Genomic DNA, 17,883 nt, shown 5'->3' with positions numbered 1-17,883 from the left:
TTTTTAATAACTTGAGAAACAATTGTCAGAAAACTTACTAGGATAAATAAAAAAGCAAGCAGTTCCAGCACTCCGCTAAAACTACTTGCTCTCCTACTTACTATCTCTATTTTTACTCTTTAATAAATTCCTTCGTACTTCTCACTGTATCAATTGGACGAACTAATTTTTCAATTTCTTCACGTTTTGGCTCTAGAAATGGAGGTAAAGATAATTTTTCGCCAAGTGTTTCGTATGGCTCATCTCCCATAAATCCTGGGCCATCTGTTGCAAATTCAAATAAAATTTGTGGTGCAACTCTTGCGTATAATGACTCGAAGAAGTGACGATTTACATAGCCAGATGACGGAAGTCCAACGCTACCGATTCTCTCAATCCACTCTTCTAATACAGCACGATCTTCTACGCGGAATGCAGCATGGTGCACTGTACCAAAACCTTGTTGTGCTTCAGGAAGAACCGTATTATGTTCTACAATGACAGAAGCACCGTTTCCACCTTCGTTTACTTCAAATAAATAGAATCCTCCTTCTTGAGCAATCTCTTTAAATAATAGAACTTTTTCTAACACTTCTTTAAAGAAACTAAAGTTTGAAATGCGGATAAATACAGGGCCTAAGCCAGTAATTGCATATTCTAATGGAACTGGACCGTTTTGCCATGGTGTACCTGATTCTATCCCGTTATCTAATTCATCTGAGATTAATTGATAGTGTTGATCATCAAAATCAACGAAAGAAAGAGTTTTCTTACCAAATTGCTCTTTAATGCCTGTATGTTCTACTTCAAGACGGTCAAAACGTTTCACCCAATACGCTAGTGCTGCATCAGTTGGAACGCGGAATGAAGTTTTTGAAATTTCATTTGTACCGTGTACTCCTTTTGGAACACCTGGGAAGTCAAAGAATGTCATATCTGTTCCTGCACTACCTTTATCATCTGCAAAGAATAAATGGTACGTTTGAATATCATCTTGGTTTACTGTTTTTTTAACTAAACGCATTCCTAAAACTTGAGTGAAAAATTCATAGTTCTTTTCTGCACTACTTGTAATTGCTGTAACGTGGTGAATTCCTTTTAATTGGTTCATTTTATATTCCTCCAATGTTTTTTAAATTTATCCCGCATTAACGGGCAGTAAGATCCTCACCTCAAAATTCAGAGAAAACAAAGAAGTTCGGTTGGGATCAACTGCCCGTAAAAGCCCGATTGGTTCAACTAATAATCATTGGAGATAAAGCCCCCAATGATTAAAGTTTCACTTTATATTTTCTCTTCTATTACTTCTCTTCAATAGGTGCTAATTTCGCTTCAATTTCTGCTCGCTGATCTTCTAAGAACGGCGGTAAATCAAGTTTTTCTCCTAAATGCTCTACATCGCCATCAACTGTAAATCCTGGTCCATCTGTCGCAATTTCAAATAGGATTCCGTTTGATTCACGGAAGTATAAGCTTTTAAAGTAGAAACGGTCGATAATGCCTGAAGAATGGAAACCTTTTTGTATTACCTGTTCTTCCCAATAAGCAAGCTCTGCATCGTTCTTTACACGAATTGCTAAATGATGAATGCTACCGCGGCCTGGCTTTTCAGTAGGACCATCTAAATATTTCACAACGATTTCTCCGAAGGCTTCTCCTTTAATAGACTGGAAAATCGCTTCTTCGTCGCTTCGGCTAACTTCTGTATAACCAAATATATCTGTTAATGTATTCGCCAGTTTATCAAGTCTACGCACTGTCATTTCTACAGAACCCATTCCTTGAATTTGATGTTCGGCAGGAACTTCTGATTTCTCCCAAGTTTCCCAGTGCTCCACTTTTTCTCCGTTTGAAACGAGTAGCACGAGGCGAAGACCTTCAGCATCCTCAAATTGTAAAGCAGGACGATTTGCATATGTTGTCATTTCACTATGTTTCACATCAAATTTCTCAAATCGTTCTTTCCAGTAATGTAAGCTTTCCTCTGACGGAACGAGTAATCCGATTCGCGTAATTGCATTCGTACCACGGTACGTTTTTCCTACTAAAGGCATTTCAAAAAACGATAGTTCTGTACCTGGACTTCCTGTTTTATCTCCGTAAAATAAGTGATACATGGACGGATCATCTTGGTTTACCGTCATTTTCACACGGCGTAAACCAAGCACGTTTTTATAAAAATGGTTATTCTCACTCGCGTTTTTTGTAACCATTGAAATGTGATGATGCCCTTTAATTTCATACATTGATAATTCCTCCGTTTCATTTTACTAGTCAAGTGATATCTAAAAAATAATATGCTTCTTAGCTTTTCAATTTATTCTCATTATGTTTTTGTAAATTCATCTTAGTTTTTACTAAATAAGTTACTTCGTTTTTTTAATCGAAAGCAAGTGAGTGTATGTTTTTCATATGACTCAATCGCTTTCGTTACTATCACTTTACAACTCAAGTGATTAAAAAGCAAGTTATTTATCTCAAATTCGAGATATTTTTTTATTACCTAACATTTTGGACTAGAGAATGGTTTAGTAAATATAAAAAACATTAGTGGAGAAAAGAACCGTCAATCTAGATTAAAGTTGCAACGTCATCACCAAAACAAAACATCATCAAATCAGGAGCTTTCTCACCCTATGAAACACCTGATGGGCAACTTAATGGAATGAAAAGATACCTTGTGGTATGAGGTTAAGTAAGATAAGAGACTAGCCTCCTTTTACAAATTCAATGTTGATTCTATCAACTTCTATTTCAACATACTTGTTAAAGTATTCACTGCGTTCAAGGAATATTTCATCTTCGTCTGTAATAATAATCCCTACATCAATAAAACCACGATTTAATATTCCACTAATACGATACTTGAAAGAATTATCAATTCTTTTTAAACTTTTAACTCCATCTATTCCTTCGTTTATTTCAATATTATCGAAAACTGTAATGTCGAGAATAACGGGATAACTTTTTCCTTCTTCAATTTTATATGAACAAACAGTGGAGAACCCTGTGAATACTACACCATTAATATTTATTGTAACTTCCTCATCGATTAGCTCATCGGTTTTTTCTACATATGCCATGTATTTCATATTTTTTCTTCTTATTATTAATCAGCAGGGTTTATAGATTAATAATCTATGTTTCAATAATACTTTTTTGGGCAGGGTAAAGATGTTACTGTAAAAGAAGTCTATGTATAAGTCTATTAACCTGGTAACAGTATAAAAAAGAAACCGGCTCTTTATTTGAGCCGATTTTTTATATCCTTGTTTGTTTTGCTATACTCCGTATGTCATTTCCTCCAAAAATTCTCCACCACTCTTGATGCATTTCATTAATCTACTACATGCGCAATGAAAGTAATGTTCACTTGTTGCAGCTGATTTTACCGGAACTGGATCTATTTCATGAAACATTTGTTCTTTTTTGTGAAAATACATTTTTCCGATTTTATCTGGATATTCTGAGGGATAAAATTGATATACAACTATTTCCTCATCTTCAAATTCTTTATTCATTGTGATATGAATCGCCATAATTTATCTCCTCTTCTGTTTATTCTTTATCTATATTAGGTATTTCCCAAGGACGGCCTGACCTTACAGTTGCCTTATGAGCCGTTTTGTAATCTGTTTTGAAAATGCCTTCAAATCTTGATTCAAATATTTCATGACGAATTAAGTCCATATCTGATTTCAAAAATTCCCCACATACTAAATTCGTAACTTCATCATATGAATGAGCGCATCACCATCGATTAACTCAATGTTTTTGTTCGCGGCATATTGCCATGTGTTTTTATTAAAATGAATTCAGAAACTTATATTGTGTGGGCTGAAAAAGGGAGTTACTTAAATCTTGATACAGGATAAAGATGTTGCTAGCACTGTAGGTGTAGGATTTACAATTGATGCAAAGGTAGATGTTAATGGATCACTACAATATAAAGTGTATAATAGTAAAGGCGAAACATTCTATATTACTGCAAGTCCGACATATGTAATAATAAAATAAAAACAAGCTCTCAATACTGAGAGCTTATTCTTATTTTTACGATTGTGAAAATAAGAATTCAGGGAATTCAACTAAATCAGGTGAATTTCTTACATGTTTTTGTATAGCGCCAACTGATTTAAGAAAATAATAATTTGCACCTTCACCTTTAGCTGGTTCTAATTCTACAGATCTTTTTTCTAGTTTATTAAATTGAATTTTCCCTGCTTTTTCTTCATCTTCACAAGGAAAAAAACGATAAACGACTTCCTCTTTATTTTCATATTCTTTAAATAAGTCTACACAAACTCCCATATTATCAATCTCCTTACTGGTTAAAATTATGAGACAAAAAGAAAAAAATGTAAATACAGAAATTTTAGATTAGTATAACAATGTGTATATAAAATAAAATCTGCTTAATTGCAAATAGAACCTATGTGTGTGCAATTACGCTAATAAAATAAAAGGGCATCCCCAAACGGAAATGCCCTTTTATTTCAGGTTTAAATTACACCCATCCCTTTTAATATCTCAATTAAACTAGTATAGAAGTATTCACATGCCTCTGTCTCAGAATTAAATGTCTTAAGATTACTCTTTGTTCCTCGCTCACTATAATATTTTACATTCTTTTCGAAGATATTTAATAAACTCACACTTGGTAAATTTACATCTCCTCGAACCAATTTACCTCGTTGTCTTTAGATTTTCGTATCCTCATCAAACTTCTTTACCAGTTAAATTATCAACAAATCTTATTTTTCCATTTTCAGAAACTAATTGTAAATCACTACCTATTGGTAGTTCGTATATTCTCAGAATAGCCGGTTCAATATTTGCTACAGTATTAAAATCACATACTACTAAATTATCAGGATTATTAATGTAATCATCATCATCAATTTCTGAAAAAAATCTCCAACCATTATCTACCGCATCTATTGATTGCTCTCTCAATATCCATTTCAATTTTCCTGTTTTATTTATTATATTTTTTGAAACAATACAGGCCCCAGCTTTTTCAATAAATTCAACAGGCTCTTTTTTATCCATATTTTCTCACCCCTTCAATTAAACTTGATCTATATGGGAATTTTCTAGCGTATTCAATAGCTGAAAATCCTGTACTATCTTTTTAACTATTTCATTTTTAATAAAGAAAACAGCCTCACTAAGCGTATTAACACTTAATGAGGCCATTTGATTCACATTATTAATTATGGAACGTCGGTTTATAGAACGAACGATTATCAAGTGCAAAGACACGCTCTGTGTATTCGCCTGGTTTTGTGCGTCCTAATGCACGGTCCATCATGTTCATTTTTGCATCTAAGTTATCGATGTAGTGCAGAATTTCTGCTTCTTTTACTAATGGTGGTTTTGGGCTACCCCATTCTGCTTTTCCGTGGTGAGAAAGGACGATGTGTTGAAGAATTAATACTTCTTCTGCATCGATTTGTAGCTCGTCTGCTGCTTTACCAATTTCGTTCACCATAATAGAAATGTGGCCTAATAAATTTCCTTCTAACGTGTATGTTGTAGAAATTGGGCCAGATAATTCGATTACTTTACCAAGGTCATGTAAAATAACGCCTGCATATAGTAAGTCTTTATCTAACGATGGGTATAAAGCCGCAATAGCTTTCGCTAAATCAAGCATCGATACAACGTGATAAGCTAGTCCAGATACGAACTCGTGATGGTTCTTTGTAGCTGCTGGATATTCTAAAAATTCGTTTTGATGCTTATTTAACAAATGTCTTGTTAGACGCTGAATGTTCGGGTTTCTCATTTCAAATATGTATTGCGTAATTTTTTCAACCATATCTTCTTTTTTCACTGGGGCTTTTTCTACGAAATCCGAGATATCTGTTACTTCATTTTCATTCGCAACACGGATTTGTTTCACACGTAATTGAATACGTCCTTTGTAGTTTAAAATATCACCAGCTACTTTAACGATTGTTTCTGCTACATATTGTTTCTCAACTTCTGGCGATACGTCCCATAGCTTCGCTTCAATATCTCCACTTGGATCTTGTAAGATTACTGTTAAAAATGGTTTCCCATTGCTTGCTAAACCTTTTGTCGCTGTTTTAATTAACAAGAAAACATCGACTTGTTCACCAACTTCATATTCTGCAATTTTCTTTTTCATTCGAATTCCTCCACCATATCAATTACTTTTAGTATAGCATACTACAACTCATTTTCTTTACGCTTATGCGTTAATTTTATAATCTGTTTTTCTGTAAAATACGTTAATAAATGCGCATGGCATGTAAAGAAGATGACTTGTCTATCTTTCGCAATTTCCTTTATTAGTTCAATTGTACGATTCGTCCTTACCGCATCAAAATGCACGAAACTATCATCAATAATGAACGGATAATCATGCTCAAATGTTTTCGCTAATGCAAATCGTAACGATAAATATAACTGCTCTGCTGTCGCTTGACTTAGTTCATGACTGTAAAAACGCATACCGTCGTTACGCTCAACGATGAACGGTTCTGCCTCTGACGGTGAAAAGATTTTACTATATCGTCCGCCTGTTAAATAGACGAAATACTCTTCTGATTTTTGTAAAATACGCGGAAGATGTACTTCATGATAATATTGCTTCGTTTTCGTTAATACTGTCTTTGCGGCCGCATAAGCAGCCCACTTCTTCACTTGTTCACGCACTTGCGCTTTTTTCATTTCCCATTCGTGCAGTAAATCACCGTACGTACTACCTTCTTCTAAATTCGCGATTTCCATACGATGTTTCGCAATACGCTCTGTCAGTTCTTTCTCTTTCATAAGACAATTTTGCGCAGCTGTCATTTCTTGCTTTAATTTTTCATCATAACCGTCAGCCTCATAATGTTCAGCTAATGATAAACTCGTTAAACGCTGTTCTAACAGATCAATTTGCGGTAATAAACGCCCGACTTGCTGCTCAGCATCTTCACGTTTTTCTGCCAGTTTACCTGCTTCTAAAAACATCTCTTCATCTGTAGAATGTGCGATATGCCATAAACTATCTCGTTCTACTAACAGTTGTTTCAATTGCTCTTGCATGAACTCATATTCTTCTTGCCATTCCACAAGCTTCTCTTTTAACTGCTTACAAGTTTGGCGCTTTTCTTTCTCATTTTGCATACGGCTTTGCGCCTCGTGCAGCTTACTATATTCCACACTACCGATAACAGTTTCTAGTTTATGTTCAAATTGCGAAATCATTTCATATAATGAAGATTTCCGCTCACTTTGTTTCTCTAACTCGCGATATAATTGCTGCATTTTTTCCATACGCTCAAACGCCGGCAATATGTGTGCATACGTATAAAATTCAGGGAACATATAGCGCACTTTATACACATTTACTTGTTCGCTAATGCGGAACGTTTCTCTCTCCCATTCCTCATACGATGAAACGACTTTATCATAAGCTCGCTCCATTTGCTGTAACTTATACGACTCACGCTCAAATAATTTACGTATCTCTTCATCTTTTTCTAATTGATAACGAACTGACATTGCTTCTTCACTTTGTCTCCCACCAGCACTTTGCTGAAGAGTAAGAAGCTCTTCTTGTAATCCACTTGACGGATCTTTATATAAAACGAGGGCAAGAACAATCCCTACAAAAACAATGACACTAATAAATAAGAGCGGGCGGTTGTCTATAAATAAGCTTGTGAATAAAACGACTGTGTTAATAAGAAGTAACAGAAGACAAACTCTTTGCCACTGTTTTTTCTTTTGCACTGCCGCTCCTGCCTTCTCTTCATACTTGCGCTTCATTCTCTCTGCGCCCATACCGATAAACGCCGCATCTTGGAATGACTTTTCTTTCTCAACTAGCGTATTTCGTTCTTCATCCGCTAACATTTGGTGCTTAACCTGTCTTATGTTTTCTTCTTGTTCTTCTAATTGCTCCTGCGCTACTTTGAAACGATCGTCAAGCTGTACTTTTTGCGTTTCTAGTTCGCGCGCCTTTTGCACCGTTTGCGTAATTAACTCTTTCGTTGCCAAACTCATATCAAACGAAAGAACTGTTTCTTTTTCAAAAGTAGCACCAATTTGTTGCTCTAATTCTGTCAGTTCTTCTTTTATATTCGTAATCGTTCCTGTTATATCACACATTTCTTGGCGTGCATTTTCGTAAGACATATGCTGCATACGAAGTTCTTCTACATAACTTTCTTTTTGTAAAAACTCTTCATCTATTTGAATCGATTCAATTTCCGTTTGCACAGTCTCTGTTTTCTTATGGAGTGAATCCACTTGTAATTGAAGCGGCTCCATCTTCGCCTTAATCGCTTCATAGCGCGCCATCCCGTTTACAGGAAATTGTCCGCCCTCGTTTTCTAACACTTTCTCATGCGCACGCTTTTCAATAACGAGAGGCTCAAGCACAGCTAATATTTCATAATCTTGCTTTCGCTTTTCTGCACTCTCTTTTTCCACGCGAACAAAAGCTAGCTGCTCTTCACTTTCTTTTAACTGCTCCACTTGCTTTTCATACGTGCCAATTTTCCCTTGCCACTCTTTCATCTTCTCTTCAAGCTTCTTCATCTCTTGTAGTGACACATTAATTTCTGGTTTACGCCCACTCGGCTTAAAACGCTGATCCATTTCTTTTTCTAGCTTTTTATCTAGTTGTAATAACGCATCGCTTCCGACTGCGCTTGCTGAAAATAAATAATTTCCGATATCCGCTTCGCCGAGCTGATGAATATTTTGAAGGCCGTGCATATCAAATGAAAAGACAGATTCAAATAAACTTTCATTCATCCCGCTTAATATATCGTGTAAAATTTCCTCGTTGCCCGTTTTCCCGTCTTCAAAATAAACGGTCACCTCACCAGCTGCCGTCTTTGGCAACCGTTCAATTTTCAAACGGCCGTACTTCTCTGTTTGCACAGTCATCGCACCGCCATACTTGCCGCCTTCTTTCGGCTCATAACGGCGCTGTCCTCTCGTTGGAAAACCGAATAAAATACTTTTCATAAATGAGCGAATTGTCGATTTCCCCGCTTCATTTTCACCGTATAACACTGTCAGCATTGACAGATCCATTTCCACATTTTCTAATTTTCCGTACCCATAAATATGGAGTTTTTCAATTCTCATTTCTTATCCCTCTCTTGCTGGAATAATTGCTCTAAAATAATATTTTCTGCTTCCTTTTGAATCTCTTTCTTCTCTTCTTCTGTAAAAGATTCAATACTATTACGCGCTACAGGAGATGTCCAAATACTGCGCAATACGCCGTCCATATTGGTGAAAGCTTCTAACTCTTTCAGCACACTACCGACGAAATGATTTTCCTCTTTCAAACGCTCGATTTCCGCAAAAGAAACCGTCTCATTTTTCCACTTCATCGCATATACGAAGTCTTTTCGCTCTTCGCCAGCTGCTAAAATATGAAAGATCTCTTCCACACGTTTTTCATCACGTAAATAAGGAGAAAGTGGGCCTTGTCCTGTAAATACGACAGTAAGTAGCGTCCCTTCCTCTTCTCTTCGGCACTCATTCATCGCACTCGATGCGCTCGTCATAAGTTCATCAACAGTTTCAAGTCCATCAATATTCACTTCTATCTCATCCCACACAACATCCGCCGTATGGAAAAATGAACAGTGCGTTCCTTGTTTCGTGAGTTCAATCAGGTATGAACCCTTTTCCCCTGTCTCCTTACGATGACGTCCTTGTATATTACCTGGATAAATAATGCACGGCTCTTCTGATAAAATTTCACGTTTATGTATATGACCAAGAGCCCAATAATCAAACTGCTTTTCTTTCAGCTCACGAATTTGAAACGGTGCATAACGATTATGCTCTGCATCTCCTTCCACACTTCCGTGAAGCATGCCAATATGAAAAGGCGCATCACTCATTTTCGTAAACTGCGCTGTCATATTATCCGTTACCGCTTGCTGCAAATAACTAAACCCGTAAATAGAAGCTAACAACTCACCATTTTTATAAAATGATTTCTCTTCTACATAAGGCTCCGTAAACACATGAACATTTTCCGGAAACTCAATTGCTGCCCAGCTTCCCCCTAAATGATCGTGGTTACCGTGAATAATAAAAACAGGGATATCATACTGCGACAGTCTCTTCATTTGCTCGCGCACAAACACTTGCGCTCTCAAACTTCTCGTCTCCGCATCATACAAATCCCCGGCTAGTAATACGAAATCAACGCGCTCTTGAATCGCTTTATCAACAATACGCTCGAACGATTCAAACGTACTCTGCTTCATTCTCTCCCAAACAGACTGCGGTACATTCATCTCCATTCCTTTAAACGGACTATCCAAATGCAAATCAGCCGCATGTATAAACTTCACTTGTTTCACAAATAACGATCCTTTCTATATTTCAAAAGTTTCATTTTATCCGCATGAACACAAACACTACATGCTCAATTGGTGAAAACTAGTAATAAGCAGGAAATAAAAAACTCCCCACTAGTTAAAGTTTCACTTTATTGTAACACGCAATGTCATATATTTCTTTGCATATTCTAGCGATTTATGCCAAAATAGTTATAAGATTCTGATTTTTATTATTGGAGGGAATTTTCATGGGAGTATACGTTCTAACAGTCTTTGAAAAAGATGGTTCTAAAGCATTAGACGAATCATTCGAGGCGGCAACTGAAAAAGAAGCGAAAGCAAAAGGTGAATCTATTTTACAAGAAAAAGGATTGTATGAAAAAACACATCGCTGCACATCTTCTGCAGGTAAGCTCGTTTTATTCCAGCGCTAAAAAAAGAAGCGTCATCCGCTTCTTTTTCACTCTACTATATCTTCGTCACACCACGTAAACACCACATCTAGAATGCGATTACCGATACGTACGCGCTTATTCCATTTTCCTGTTTGGATCTGATGTTGCAATTCTGCTTTCATCTTTTCCGTCCAGTCGTGAATCGTTTCACTACCGTTGTACGGATATACGCTCGGAAACTCTTCCTGCAGTAGATGCAAGCTCTCTGCATCAAAATGAAAATGGAAGAAGTAGTTTGCTGTAAGCGATGGTTCTTGCAATCGTAAAAAATGATCATCAACTTGCTTTCTATTCCTATAGAAAGTAAAGATATTCACTTTACCGCTCGTAATTTGGTCAATTTGAATTTCGTGCTTCTCTATAATCACGTCTTGCCCACCTCGTTATATACTATCCTTAGTATATATGTCTTTTGCAACAAAGTTAACCATTTTCGCGCGAAATTCATTTCCTTCATTATATTACCTGTACCTCCATATGCAATCAGAACAAATAAAAACAAAGTTGAAGGGGAGCGATCACATGTATTTCGGAAGCAAAGGTTGGTATGTAAAAGAACTTAAAAAATTAGGTATTCGTACTTATGAAGGTAAAAAACTAGAATCATATCGTACGCATGTGTTATCTAGTTTACTTGAGAGAATGAAGAAGGCTTCGGCTTAATAGATGTAGGAAGCAGCTGCGGTTGCTTCCTTTTTATTTTGCACATATCCCCTCCTACATGTAAATCAAACAAGCAATTGAACTACAGGTGTTATAATAAATCCAACTACACTAAGGGGGAACATTACTTTGCACGGAAAACACATTCAATTTCACAAGTTTGGTAACCCAAAAGATGTATTACAAGTTGAATATAAAAATATAGAACCATTAAAAGATAATGAAGTTTTAGTTCGTATGTTAGTTAGACCGATTAATCCATCTGACTTAATTCCAGTAACCGGAGCGTACGCACATAGAATCCCTTTACCTAGCATACCTGGTTATGAAGGTGTTGGCATTGTAGAAGATGTTGGCTCTTTCGTTTCTAGAGACCTTATCGGTAAACGTGTTTTACCGTTACGCGGAGATGGTACCTGGCAAGAGTTCGTTACAACATCAGCTGACTTTGTAGTCCCTATCCCTGATTCTATCGATGATTTTACAGCGGCACAAATGTATATTAATCCCCTTACAGCTTGGGTTACATGTACAGAAACACTAAATTTAAAACAGGATGACGTTTTATTAGTGAACGCTTGTGGATCCGCTATTGGTCATCTTTTTGCTCAGTTATCACAAATTTTAAACTTCCGATTAATTGCTGTTACAAGAAATAATAAGCATACAGAAGAATTACTACGCCTTGGTGCTGAGTATGTAATTGATACCTCCACTGCCCCGCTTTATGAAACAGTTATGGAATTAACAAACGGGCTCGGTGCAGATGCTGCGATTGACTCTATCGGAGGACCAGATGGAAATGAATTAGCTTTTTCCTTACGTCCAAACGGGCACTTTTTAACAATTGGTCTTCTATCAGGAATACAAGTGAACTGGGCAGAGATTGTCACGAAAGCAAAAGTGCACGCGAACATATTTCATTTACGACATTGGAATAAAGAAGTATCACCATATAAATGGCAAGAAACGTTTCGTCACTTAATTCGCTTAGTGGAAAACAAACAATTACATTTTATGAAAGTCCATTCTACGTATGACTTAGCAGATGTGAAAAGTGCGGTTGATGTTGTGCAGTCTGCTGAGAAAACGAAAGGGAAAGTGTTTTTGACGAGCTATTAAATGCAATTGAAGGATCTATTTTGATTGATTTTTTCAAAATAGATTTTTTTATGTCTTATAAACCCTATTTTAGTATCCCATTTCAACTACCTAAAAAATAACATTGTCAACCGAACTTAAATTGGTTATCATAAAAACGAATATAACAGGAGATGAGCAGATGAATATGAACGAAAAGAAATCTTTTTCAAAAGTTTCTCGGCGGAAATTAGTCGATGAAGTGTTGGAACGTCTACAAGAGAAAATCTTTTCTGGCGAGTATGAAGTTGGTGATCGCCTCCCTACAGAGCCGCAGTTAATGGAAGAGTTAGGGGTAGGACGTTCAACACTGCGAGAAAGCATAAAGATATTAGTACATGCTGGCATATTAGAAGTTCGACAAGGACAAGGTACTCGTATTGTCTCACTCAATACAACGCAAGATTCATTTGAAAAACGACTGCAAGCAGCTAATATAAATCATGTGTATGAAGCACGAAATATGTTAGATAAAGAAGTGGCGATGTTAGCGGCACAGCGCCGAAGCGACGAGGATCTTTTATACTTGAAAGGACATTTGAATAAAAGAAGACATGCCCTTCAAGAAGGAAATTATGTAGCATACATAGATGCAGACATTCAGTTTCATCTAGCCATTGCAAAGGCGAGTAAAAACGAAGTTCTACTTGATTTGTATCAATCTTTCGTACCTGCCCTTCGCCACATTTTAAGCCAATTCATATTAAATACAGTGGACTATGAAGATAACTCTGACATTCATGAAAAGTTATTCCAAGCTATTTTTAAACAAAATGCCGAAGAGGCACGAACATACGCCGTTCAAAATTTGGAGCTGAAATAAGCTCCTTATCTATTACACACAAACATCAGATGATATACCGAATAACATCTGATGTTTAAGAGAGGAGAAAATGAAATTGAAACATCAAGAACGAACTTATTTATATATACTAGCACTATTTTTTGTTTCTATTAATTTACGTATCGGAATTACATCTGTTTCACCTGTATTAGAAACAATCCGACAAGACTTAAATATAAGCAATTTTTCCGTTAGCTTTTTAACAGCTATTCCTGTTTTTTGTATGGGGACATTCGCCTTACTGACTGGGAAGGTAATTAAAAAATACGGGGCCGAAAAATCAATTATGGCTTGTCTTATTTTAATTGGCTTGGCAACATGTATGAGAGCTTTTACCTTTTCTATTTCCACATTATTCACAAGCTCTTTATTTATCGGTATTGGAATTGCACTTGCAGGCCCGTTACTATCAGGGTTTATTAAAGAAAAATTCCCTACGAAAATCGGCTTAATGATTGGCATATATTCAGTAGGTATGGGAACTGGTGCTTCTTTAAGTGCAGGATTAACGATTCCTTTACAACATGTATTAAAAGACGATTGGAATATGGCACTCGCTTTTTGGGGTGTACTTACTATTATCGCTATTATGTTTTGGTATCCCGTTATGAAACGAAAAAAGAATACGAGTACACAAAATAAAAAGAATAATAGCTTACCTTTAAGAAATAAAAAAGCATGGTTGTTCACAATCTTTTTCGGGATACAATCAGGAATCTTTTATTCCATTACGACTTGGCTTGCGCCGGCAAATCAAAGTATGGGTGTGAGTAGCGAACAAGCGGGGACTCTTATAACTGTTTTTACAGTGATTCAAATGATATGCAGCTTTTTAATTCCAACATTAGCGGATATTTATAAAAACAGAGCACTTTGGTTATTAGGGAGTATATGCTTTGTACTCGTAGGTTTATCGCTTATGATTTACCCATTAACCACACCATGGGTCCCTTCTATTTTACTAGGTATCGGGCTCGGCGGCGTATTTCCACTCGCTCTTATGCTACCGCTATATGAAACAAAAACTTCAGAAGATGCGAGTGCATGGACTGCTATGATGCAATCAGGAGGATATATTATGGGCGGATTCATTCCTGTCCTAGCAGGAATCGCTCGTGACTATTTTAATAGTTATACGCAAGTTTTTATTATAATGACACTTTTAAGCTTCATTTTATTCCTATTAACTTTAGTCATGAATAAAAGGAAAAGAAATGCAGAAGATCTTGTCTCCGCTTAAATTTAAAATGTTAATATATGGTATAATTTAATTAAAAAGCGAAAGGAGCTTCTAACATGTAGTTCATTTCGGCAATCGCGCCTGTTGTAATAGTTGGTGGAATTGTAGTATTTGTAATTAAAAGATTGGAACATAAATATAAGAACGGAAAATTAGGTAAGAAAAAATCTCAAAAAGCTCAACTGTTATTAGATAGTTTAATACCTATGGGAATGCTTGTCGGCTGTATAATCGGTTTAATTTTCGGTATGTTTTTCCCGGACTTCTCACTGCTTTCCATTAGTTTAGGGTCTGGAATAGGCTATTTATTTGGTTATTTCGCCTATGAAATTTATAGCAAGACAGGAAATAATTTTTCATAATCCAAAAGAAATAAGTGAGGACAGTACATAGTAGTCATATAAAATATGTACTGTCCTTTATTTTTGCATCAACGTTATCACCTTACCTTCCACATCCTATACACCTTTTTTATTGATTTTCCTCTCCTCCCTCTTTTGTATATCCGCTTTTTTATTTTCATTGGATCTATACCCATAGTAAAGTAGAGCACATGTAATAACTGAACCTACAATATATCCTAAAAAACATCCTAACCAAAACATAATGTAACCCCCTCTATTCATTATAAATTTTATGTAATACAACTCTTTACATGCTCAATCGTTTATTTCTATAAACTATACACCCTCTAAAGTTATTCATACCATTATTTCTCCCCTTACCTCAAATAACAATTTTATTATTTATCATAAAGTTAACACTCTCGTTAAACATATATAAAGATTGTTGTATTTCTTACTTTTCTCCTTGAAAACAATATATACTACATTTGAAATAAGCGGGTACGTCTGCTTATTATCTAAATTCCCGTGCAATACCCCCTCACGAAATGCTAGGAGCAATCCTAGCATTTTTTACAATAACGTTTTACTTATTTTAAACATATGTACAGTATAGTTTTTTTCAGCTTATCCCTTAAGCGGTTATATCATTTTAGCGAGCCAGTACATTCGCCATCAACTCTTCTTCATTTTAACTGTAGTCATGAAACAAAAAAATCCCCTCAAAGCATGAACTTCAAGGGGGAGCCTGTTTTTTATTTACTTATATACGTACAGCTGTACCACTTACAGCAACCATTAACATTCCATCACGAACAACTTCGTAATCTACGTCAATACCAACGATAGCGTTCGCACCTTTTTGTTTTGCAAGTTCTTTCATTTCATCCATTGCGATATCACGAGCTTCTTTTAGCTTGCTTTCGTAAGAACCAGCACGACCACCGACAACATCACGAACGGAAGCGAATAAGTCGCGGACAATATTTGCACCCATAATAGCTTCACCATTTACAATATCGATATACTCAATAATTTCTTTACCTTGAATTCCAGACGTTGTTGTTACAATCATGACTGACACTCTCCTAATATGTTGTAGTTTTTTAATGCGCTTTCTTATGTCTTTATTATGACACAGAAAAAGTATCTAATCTATTGAATTACCTTACAGGAGTGTGACAATTTTGTAAGAATGAAACGGCTATTATTTAATAAACCGCTTTTACGTTAGGATACATAAACGATTTTCTATTTTCTTTCCAATCCTTTTCCACTTCTTTAAAGGTTGGTCGCCCTAATTCTTCATTGTTTTCCTGTTTACTAAACCATTTCTTCACATACTGCTCTCCATTTTTATTTTGAACCGTACAAAGGAAACTATTACTACTATCCTTTAATATTTTTACAATCACGAAAAGACACCCCTTCTCTCTTAAACTTGATCTTTTACTATAAGCCCTTCCTCTCTTATAGTCATACGACTCCTCGGCCGTGCCAAAGTTGTAAGATCAAAAACGATATTCATTATGTTTAAATATGTGACGTACATATTATTTAAAGAAATCAGAGTTATACGCATTATGCTTATCAAATATTTTATAGATTTCTAACTTATCATCTAATTTTGCATCTACTAAAATTAATATATTTCCATCGTAAATGTATTCTTCATATTTCTTAGCATGTTCTTCGGGAATTCCTAATCCGATAAATGCTCCTATTAAACTTCCAGCTCCTCCGCCAATACCGGCTCCTCCAATAGCTGCTGCGATAGGTCCCGCTGCTACGATTGGACCCATTCCAGAAACGGCAAGTATACCAAGACCTGTTAATAAACCACCGAGTCCGCCTGCTACTCCTCCTGCCACAAGCCCTGTCGCTGAAAAGATATCCGCTTTATGTGCAGTTTCATGATTCACTTTTTCACCCGATTTTTCTTCCAGATGTTCAATTTCCTTTTGATCCTTCGCAATAGCTGAAATATTATCCGCCGAGTATCCTTTATCATTTAATTCATTAATAACGAACGCCGCATCATCAATTGTTCTAAAAACACCTACTATTTTTCTATCTACATCCATAACTATTAACCTCCTAAAGTTTTATATAATGTATCTTTATCTTTCTTCATTTCTGTATACACTAATCTTCTTATTAACATAACCATTTACGAAAAAAGCGAATAATAAAAGGATCACAAGCGAACTACTTAACAAGTAAATTAAATCAAATGTAATATTAATCATCATTTCATTCATGTATACCAGACTCCTTTTTATTTAAAGTAAAAGTATATTTTTATAGACTAGAACTCTTATAATTCATCTTCAGTCAATCTCTTTCTAGTATATGTATACCCTTCATAACCCTTTCTAAACCTAAAATACTATAATTATATTTTTTCTTATTTATATGTTTAACATTTTTTAAAACGGGTATGTTTATATTGTTATGCTTATTATATGGAAAGGAATATTTCGATGAATGCAATCCAATCTACTACTATTCTTTATAATGAAACACCTACAATAACGCAGATTCATCATTTTTATGCTTTAATGACAACATTTCAAACGAATTTATTTATAAGTAAACACGGAACACTTACTTCTATTAAAAGCTTAAGCACATTAATATCCTTTTTCCTTACTGTAAAAAAGAGAGAGCTTGTATTATTTATCTTTGAAGGAATAGATGCAAAAAAAGCTTTAAGAACACTCTTTCCTTCTTAAAAGTTTTATTATCCCCCTATTCCCTCGATCGTTACTTTTCATATATGTTTTTATATTTCAAAATGATTTCCTCTATTAAAAAAGAACCCCCTAATACAATAGGGGGATTTCTAGTTTGGCCTTATGAAAACTGATATAATATA

At 35.6% G+C, this 17,883-nt stretch carries 23 protein-coding genes and 2 pseudogenes; 8 read left to right on the top strand and 17 right to left on the bottom strand.

Annotated features, from left to right (window positions below; translation table 11 throughout):
• Positions 1-112: 112 nt before the first annotated feature.
• The 6 genes and pseudogenes from ACU8YW_RS05310 to ACU8YW_RS05285 form a co-directional block, all read right to left on the bottom strand.
• Positions 113-1,090, bottom strand: coding sequence for a ring-cleaving dioxygenase (locus tag ACU8YW_RS05310; protein WP_426933938.1), 978 nt, complete (start codon positions 1,088-1,090; stop codon positions 113-115).
• A gap of 190 nt (positions 1,091-1,280) precedes the next feature.
• Positions 1,281-2,225, bottom strand: a complete 945-nt coding sequence (locus tag ACU8YW_RS05305; protein ID WP_088121561.1) for a ring-cleaving dioxygenase — start codon at positions 2,223-2,225, stop codon at positions 1,281-1,283.
• A gap of 462 nt (positions 2,226-2,687) precedes the next feature.
• Positions 2,688-3,071 (bottom strand): UCP019853 family protein, encoded by a 384-nt coding sequence (locus tag ACU8YW_RS05300; protein ID WP_098133224.1) that lies wholly within the window; start codon positions 3,069-3,071, stop codon positions 2,688-2,690.
• A 189-nt stretch (positions 3,072-3,260) separates the two neighbouring features.
• Positions 3,261-3,518 carry a hypothetical protein gene (locus ACU8YW_RS05295; protein ID WP_000974348.1) on the bottom strand — a complete coding sequence of 86 codons (258 nt, stop codon included), beginning with the start codon at positions 3,516-3,518 and terminating at the stop codon, positions 3,261-3,263.
• Between the two features lie 19 nt (positions 3,519-3,537).
• A complete protein-coding gene (locus ACU8YW_RS05290; protein WP_223270638.1) occupies positions 3,538-3,681 on the bottom strand; it encodes a hypothetical protein in 144 nt (47 codons plus the stop codon).
• Between the two features lie 14 nt (positions 3,682-3,695).
• Positions 3,696-3,791, bottom strand: a pseudogene (locus ACU8YW_RS05285) (restriction endonuclease); the annotation flags it as partial.
• Positions 3,792-3,846: 55 nt separating this feature from the next.
• Between ACU8YW_RS05285 and ACU8YW_RS05280 the strand changes: the two are divergent.
• Positions 3,847-3,996 (top strand): annotated as a pseudogene (locus ACU8YW_RS05280) (N-acetylmuramoyl-L-alanine amidase); the annotation flags it as partial.
• Between the two features lie 36 nt (positions 3,997-4,032).
• Here ACU8YW_RS05280 and ACU8YW_RS05275 read toward each other — a convergent pair.
• From ACU8YW_RS05275 to ACU8YW_RS05255, 5 genes are all read right to left on the bottom strand, one after another.
• Entirely contained in the window at positions 4,033-4,290 is a 258-nt protein-coding gene (locus tag ACU8YW_RS05275; RefSeq protein WP_098133225.1) for a hypothetical protein, read from the bottom strand.
• A 408-nt stretch (positions 4,291-4,698) separates the two neighbouring features.
• On the bottom strand, positions 4,699-5,031 hold the full coding sequence (locus tag ACU8YW_RS05270; RefSeq protein WP_098133227.1) for a DUF2185 domain-containing protein: 333 nt from the start codon (positions 5,029-5,031) through the stop codon (positions 4,699-4,701).
• A 160-nt stretch (positions 5,032-5,191) separates the two neighbouring features.
• Positions 5,192-6,136 carry a 3'-5' exoribonuclease YhaM gene (gene yhaM / locus ACU8YW_RS05265; protein ID WP_000726645.1) on the bottom strand — a complete coding sequence of 315 codons (945 nt, stop codon included), beginning with the start codon at positions 6,134-6,136 and terminating at the stop codon, positions 5,192-5,194.
• A 41-nt stretch (positions 6,137-6,177) separates the two neighbouring features.
• Positions 6,178-9,102, bottom strand: coding sequence for an ATP-binding protein (locus tag ACU8YW_RS05260; protein WP_426933939.1), 2,925 nt, complete (start codon positions 9,100-9,102; stop codon positions 6,178-6,180).
• On the bottom strand, positions 9,099-10,340 hold the full coding sequence (locus tag ACU8YW_RS05255; RefSeq protein WP_098082719.1) for a metallophosphoesterase family protein: 1,242 nt from the start codon (positions 10,338-10,340) through the stop codon (positions 9,099-9,101). The genes ACU8YW_RS05260 and ACU8YW_RS05255 overlap by 4 nt, the downstream gene beginning before the upstream one ends.
• Before the next feature lie 227 nt (positions 10,341-10,567).
• Here ACU8YW_RS05255 and ACU8YW_RS05250 point away from each other — a divergent pair, with 227 nt between their 5' ends.
• Positions 10,568-10,753: a YhzD family protein gene (locus ACU8YW_RS05250; RefSeq protein ID WP_000539551.1), complete on the top strand. Its 186-nt coding sequence runs from the start codon at positions 10,568-10,570 to the stop codon at positions 10,751-10,753.
• 26 nt (positions 10,754-10,779) lie between these two features.
• On the opposite strand, the gene ACU8YW_RS05245 is transcribed toward ACU8YW_RS05250, so the two are convergent.
• The gene (locus ACU8YW_RS05245; RefSeq protein WP_000582797.1) at positions 10,780-11,142 is read right to left on the bottom strand and encodes a hypothetical protein; all 363 of its coding nucleotides are present in this window, start codon (positions 11,140-11,142) and stop codon (positions 10,780-10,782) included.
• A gap of 154 nt (positions 11,143-11,296) precedes the next feature.
• Here ACU8YW_RS05245 and ACU8YW_RS05240 point away from each other — a divergent pair, with 154 nt between their 5' ends.
• The 5 genes from ACU8YW_RS05240 (at position 11,297) to ACU8YW_RS05220 (ending at position 15,023) form a co-directional block, all read left to right on the top strand.
• Positions 11,297-11,437, top strand: a complete 141-nt coding sequence (locus tag ACU8YW_RS05240; protein WP_000273536.1) for a YflJ family protein — start codon at positions 11,297-11,299, stop codon at positions 11,435-11,437.
• A gap of 129 nt (positions 11,438-11,566) precedes the next feature.
• On the top strand, positions 11,567-12,559 hold the full coding sequence (locus tag ACU8YW_RS05235) for a zinc-dependent alcohol dehydrogenase family protein (protein WP_088610010.1): 993 nt from the start codon (positions 11,567-11,569) through the stop codon (positions 12,557-12,559).
• Between the two features lie 160 nt (positions 12,560-12,719).
• Positions 12,720-13,400 (top strand): FadR/GntR family transcriptional regulator, encoded by a 681-nt coding sequence (locus ACU8YW_RS05230; RefSeq protein WP_426933940.1) that lies wholly within the window; start codon positions 12,720-12,722, stop codon positions 13,398-13,400.
• A gap of 70 nt (positions 13,401-13,470) precedes the next feature.
• Positions 13,471-14,661 carry an MFS transporter gene (locus ACU8YW_RS05225; protein ID WP_426933941.1) on the top strand — a complete coding sequence of 397 codons (1,191 nt, stop codon included), beginning with the start codon at positions 13,471-13,473 and terminating at the stop codon, positions 14,659-14,661.
• A gap of 65 nt (positions 14,662-14,726) precedes the next feature.
• Positions 14,727-15,023: a hypothetical protein gene (locus ACU8YW_RS05220; RefSeq protein ID WP_426933992.1), complete on the top strand. Its 297-nt coding sequence runs from the start codon at positions 14,727-14,729 to the stop codon at positions 15,021-15,023.
• 96 nt (positions 15,024-15,119) lie between these two features.
• Here ACU8YW_RS05220 and ACU8YW_RS05215 read toward each other — a convergent pair whose 3' ends face one another.
• The 5 genes from ACU8YW_RS05215 to ACU8YW_RS05195 all read right to left on the bottom strand — a co-directional run bounded on the left by ACU8YW_RS05215 (position 15,120) and on the right by ACU8YW_RS05195 (position 17,266).
• Entirely contained in the window at positions 15,120-15,266 is a 147-nt protein-coding gene (locus ACU8YW_RS05215) for a hypothetical protein (protein ID WP_000498635.1), read from the bottom strand.
• A gap of 502 nt (positions 15,267-15,768) precedes the next feature.
• Positions 15,769-16,080, bottom strand: coding sequence for a YbjQ family protein (locus ACU8YW_RS05210; protein ID WP_000637510.1), 312 nt, complete (start codon positions 16,078-16,080; stop codon positions 15,769-15,771).
• 136 nt (positions 16,081-16,216) lie between these two features.
• The gene (locus ACU8YW_RS05205) at positions 16,217-16,420 is read right to left on the bottom strand and encodes a DUF4028 family protein (protein ID WP_088062281.1); all 204 of its coding nucleotides are present in this window, start codon (positions 16,418-16,420) and stop codon (positions 16,217-16,219) included.
• A gap of 138 nt (positions 16,421-16,558) precedes the next feature.
• Entirely contained in the window at positions 16,559-17,089 is a 531-nt protein-coding gene (locus ACU8YW_RS05200; protein WP_088062279.1) for a general stress protein, read from the bottom strand.
• Between the two features lie 36 nt (positions 17,090-17,125).
• Positions 17,126-17,266 (bottom strand): hypothetical protein, encoded by a 141-nt coding sequence (locus ACU8YW_RS05195; RefSeq protein WP_080377776.1) that lies wholly within the window; start codon positions 17,264-17,266, stop codon positions 17,126-17,128.
• Between the two features lie 222 nt (positions 17,267-17,488).
• On the opposite strand from ACU8YW_RS05195, the gene ACU8YW_RS05190 reads away from it, so the two are divergent.
• Positions 17,489-17,740, top strand: a complete 252-nt coding sequence (locus ACU8YW_RS05190; protein WP_000991707.1) for a hypothetical protein — start codon at positions 17,489-17,491, stop codon at positions 17,738-17,740.
• Positions 17,741-17,883: the final 143 nt, after the last annotated feature.

Source organism: Bacillus pretiosus (assembly GCF_052947655.1).
This window is presented reverse-complemented; position numbering and strand designations above follow the sequence as displayed.

What these genes read in the sequence shown, in the direction of transcription:
- ACU8YW_RS05310 (WP_426933938.1), bottom strand. Translation starts at nt 1,090, where the DNA reads ATGAACCAATTAAAAGGAATTCACCACGTTACAGCAATTACAAGTAGT.
- ACU8YW_RS05305 (WP_088121561.1), bottom strand. Translation starts at nt 2,225, where the DNA reads ATGTATGAAATTAAAGGGCATCATCACATTTCAATGGTTACAAAAAAC.
- ACU8YW_RS05300 (WP_098133224.1), bottom strand. Translation starts at nt 3,071, where the DNA reads ATGAAATACATGGCATATGTAGAAAAAACCGATGAGCTAATCGATGAG.
- ACU8YW_RS05295 (WP_000974348.1), bottom strand. Translation starts at nt 3,518, where the DNA reads ATGGCGATTCATATCACAATGAATAAAGAATTTGAAGATGAGGAAATA.
- ACU8YW_RS05275 (WP_098133225.1), bottom strand. Translation starts at nt 4,290, where the DNA reads ATGGGAGTTTGTGTAGACTTATTTAAAGAATATGAAAATAAAGAGGAA.
- ACU8YW_RS05270 (WP_098133227.1), bottom strand. Translation starts at nt 5,031, where the DNA reads ATGGATAAAAAAGAGCCTGTTGAATTTATTGAAAAAGCTGGGGCCTGT.
- yhaM (WP_000726645.1), bottom strand. Translation starts at nt 6,136, where the DNA reads ATGAAAAAGAAAATTGCAGAATATGAAGTTGGTGAACAAGTCGATGTT.
- ACU8YW_RS05260 (WP_426933939.1), bottom strand. Translation starts at nt 9,102, where the DNA reads ATGAGAATTGAAAAACTCCATATTTATGGGTACGGAAAATTAGAAAAT.
- ACU8YW_RS05250 (WP_000539551.1), top strand. Translation starts at nt 10,568, where the DNA reads ATGGGAGTATACGTTCTAACAGTCTTTGAAAAAGATGGTTCTAAAGCA.
- ACU8YW_RS05240 (WP_000273536.1), top strand. Translation starts at nt 11,297, where the DNA reads ATGTATTTCGGAAGCAAAGGTTGGTATGTAAAAGAACTTAAAAAATTA.
- ACU8YW_RS05230 (WP_426933940.1), top strand. Translation starts at nt 12,720, where the DNA reads ATGAATATGAACGAAAAGAAATCTTTTTCAAAAGTTTCTCGGCGGAAA.
- ACU8YW_RS05225 (WP_426933941.1), top strand. Translation starts at nt 13,471, where the DNA reads ATGAAATTGAAACATCAAGAACGAACTTATTTATATATACTAGCACTA.
- ACU8YW_RS05215 (WP_000498635.1), bottom strand. Translation starts at nt 15,266, where the DNA reads ATGTTTTGGTTAGGATGTTTTTTAGGATATATTGTAGGTTCAGTTATT.
- ACU8YW_RS05210 (WP_000637510.1), bottom strand. Translation starts at nt 16,080, where the DNA reads ATGATTGTAACAACAACGTCTGGAATTCAAGGTAAAGAAATTATTGAG.
- ACU8YW_RS05200 (WP_088062279.1), bottom strand. Translation starts at nt 17,089, where the DNA reads ATGGATGTAGATAGAAAAATAGTAGGTGTTTTTAGAACAATTGATGAT.
- ACU8YW_RS05195 (WP_080377776.1), bottom strand. Translation starts at nt 17,266, where the DNA reads ATGAATGAAATGATGATTAATATTACATTTGATTTAATTTACTTGTTA.
- ACU8YW_RS05190 (WP_000991707.1), top strand. Translation starts at nt 17,489, where the DNA reads ATGAATGCAATCCAATCTACTACTATTCTTTATAATGAAACACCTACA.